Origin of the sequence: Acinetobacter sp. UBA3025, from assembly GCF_002367915.1 — a bacterium.
Lineage (GTDB): Bacteria > Pseudomonadota > Gammaproteobacteria > Pseudomonadales > Moraxellaceae > Acinetobacter.
In genome coordinates this window covers 1-3,008 of record NZ_DFDO01000276.1, presented here as the reverse complement: position 1 = coordinate 3,008, position 3,008 = coordinate 1, and the positions used below count along the sequence as shown (strand labels likewise).

At 33.2% G+C, this 3,008-nt stretch carries 2 protein-coding genes and 1 pseudogene; all 3 read left to right on the top strand.

What is annotated here, in order from left to right; genetic code table 11:
* A pseudogene (locus B4J23_RS11610) lies at window positions 1-249 on the top strand (transcriptional antiterminator); the annotation flags it as partial.
* A gap of 2 nt (window positions 250-251) precedes the next feature.
* On the top strand, window positions 252-1,784 hold the full coding sequence (locus B4J23_RS11605) for a TnsD family Tn7-like transposition protein (RefSeq protein ID WP_291360768.1): 1,533 nt from the start codon (window positions 252-254) through the stop codon (window positions 1,782-1,784).
* A 111-nt stretch (window positions 1,785-1,895) separates the two neighbouring features.
* Window positions 1,896-3,008 (top strand): hypothetical protein (locus B4J23_RS11600; protein ID WP_291360766.1); only part of this gene is annotated, 1,113 nt, incomplete at its 3' end.

The window sequence follows — 3,008 nt, the reverse complement described above, 5'->3', positions numbered from 1 at the left end:
TCCGATCTACTATCAATTATTTTGGACTGGTTAAAACAGAATGAAGATTCAATAAAGAGCCCTCTATTCTCCAAACCTAAAATATCCAAACCTAAACTACTTAAACATGATCAATGGCATACATTAGATTCAGTTGACTTACGTTTTCAATTTTCACAAAAAGGGAATGATCAAAGTTTTTATGATCATCTAAAGGCTGAAACAGATTTGATCTTTGATATACCTGATTGGATCAAACAAGTGAGTTAGTTATGCTAAATTTCCCCATGCCTTATGAAAATGAGCTAATTTATAGTACGGTGGCTCGTGCTGGAATCCGCTTGGCATTTGAAAGTCCCAAGCAATTACTTGATACTGTATTTGAAAATAGACAGGTTATTGCGACGGTTGATTTACCCTGCCATCTTAATGCGATCGTTAATCAGTATTCTGAACAACAATTGACTCTACAAAATATAATATACAAACATACATTATTTCCTATATATGCACCTTTTGTGCCTGAAGCAAGAAGAAAACAATGTATCAAATGGATGGGTAATATTTCACAAGGTTCGGTACATCTTTCTTTGGGAATTAATGCTTCACGAGTCCCTATTATTCATAGACTACGTTACTGTCCACAATGTCTGAAAGAGCAAGCGTTTCAAAAAGGAGAATTTTACTGGCTGCGTTTATGGCAAATTCAGGGAGCTTGCTGTCCGCAACACGGTAATCTTGTAGAATCAAGACTAGATTTAAGATCATTACATCGACATGACTTTATAGCACCTTCAGATGTTTTTTGTACTGAGTGGAATCAGGTACCAGCAACAAGTGATGAACTTTTCATTAGTTCTAAAATAATAGAATTGTTATCTACACCGCCTTTTGTATCACCGAGTTATGAACAGTGGACGATGTTTTATAATGAACTAGCCAGACGGAATAACTGTATCCGTGGGGAAAACCAAATTGCTTTCGATCAAATTTCAGAAAAAATATCATTAAGGTGGCCAGAAAAATTTCTTCAGCAATACCATTTAGATGACTTAGCTTCTGAAACCAGTTGGCTACGTCATATTTTTAGAAAGCATCGCAAAAGCTTTAGTTATCTGGAGCATATTATTACAATCGAAGCTTTTTTAAATACTGACTGGTCTTTTACAGATATCTTCACTCAAGTTAAGTCCTTCAAGAAAGCAACTACTCAACAGAATAATCAAATAAAATTCCAGGATACTAATTTTGAAATAACTAGAGCTGAGAATCGTGAAAAATGGGTAGGTTTAGTACAAGAACATGGGGTTAAACCGGCTCGTCACCTGCAGGCAGCTCTTTATGCATGGTTATATCGAAACGATAAAGACTGGCTATTGCAGACAAACCAAAATTTCCATCAGAAATTTATTCCTCAAGGGACTAAAATTGATTGGCAAAAACGCGATCTTTTTTATGTAAAGCAACTTGTCCAACTTAATAATACTTTAATCTGGGATTTAGATAGCCCGAGACGCTCTATGAAATGGTGGTTTAAACAGACGTCTAATTCAAATACATTAGAGAAAAATTTACATAAATTACCTCTGATTCAACTTTTTCTAGAACGGTATAGTGAAAATATCAGCTGTTATCAAATCAGACGGCTAACAAAAGTGTTTATCGATATTAAAATCAATAAACAATCAATTCCTCAGTGGCGCATTCTACGAAAAGCTGGATTAAGTGAAGAACGAATGACATCTGAAACGAAAAGATTTCTAGAATACATCACTCTTGAATTCTCTAAAATTATTCAAAATTAATTTGATTAAAGCGTTACCTTAATGAAATTAAACTTTGAAATTTCAATAAAATAAGCTTTAATATATGCAGTGTTTTTTCAATCGACTAAAGATTCAAATGGTAAAGCATAGATGACAAAAATTAAAAATTTTCCTGAAAATGCTAGAATTACTTTTTTAGGTTCTATTTTTAAAGAAAGAAAAAACCCTGAATGCTATATAAACATTGGATTAGAAAATTATAAATATTCAATAGAAAATCAGAGATATATACTGAAATATGCTCGTTTTTCTAATATGCCATTATTAGCGCGCAATCGACGTTTCAATCAGACTGAAACCTTTATTCCTTTTAATGAATCTACTATCACCATTCAAATTGATAACTTTCAAAAATGGAATATTTTCATTAATGATTCAGGACAGTATAATTTCAGTAATATTGTTAGCGATATTAATGAAAAATATAAAGATATTGAAATTATTTTACCCCAGATAGAACTCGCTAGAGTATTATTCTTGCATAATGCCTATCTATCTCGTAGTGCACTGGATCAAACACGTCTTTCTGGTGAATTTGATATCATAAAGGGAGAAAATCAAACTCTGATCAATATTCCTACATTTTGTAACTTCCCACTATCTCAATATGATAATGTCGGAATGCGCCGCTTGCTCGCATGGATATTACTCGATACAGAGGCCCGAACATCTTTCGAAAGCATCTCCAAAAATTTTTTAAGTGAGAAATTTCAGACAAAAGTCCGAGAATACTGGAACTTTAATTTTATCCCACCTTCATTAAAAGGTGCTGAAATCACATTAAAAGTATATTTTAGTCCGAAGAAAAACAAATATTATGTAAATGAAATTCTAGCAATATCAAACTTACCCAGTGAAATTAATCATACTGTCATTTTTTGCAGCCCTAAATTTACGGTAAAAAATACTCAGGAAAGCTCACAGGGCTCTTCTAGAGGTAGTAAGCATCTCCAAGAGGAAGATCCTATAATTGATGATAAAAAAGAAGCAAATAGTGATAAAAAAATAGCAATTATTGATTCACCTAAAATCACACTAGCACTCTCATCTCCTTTTGAAACGAAAAAAGCAGTAATTAAACGTTCTGGTAAAAAGGGCAGCTTTAATAACGATGATATAATTACCTTACCTGAACCTGACGTCGGTACAGGGGAGTCCACTATTTTTGGAGAAATTGGCCGGGGAGAGTTTGAAAATTGTCAA

Excerpts from the sequence above, each read along its gene's own strand:
- B4J23_RS11605 (WP_291360768.1), top strand. The coding sequence starts at position 252 with ATGCTAAATTTCCCCATGCCTTATGAAAATGAGCTAATTTATAGTACG.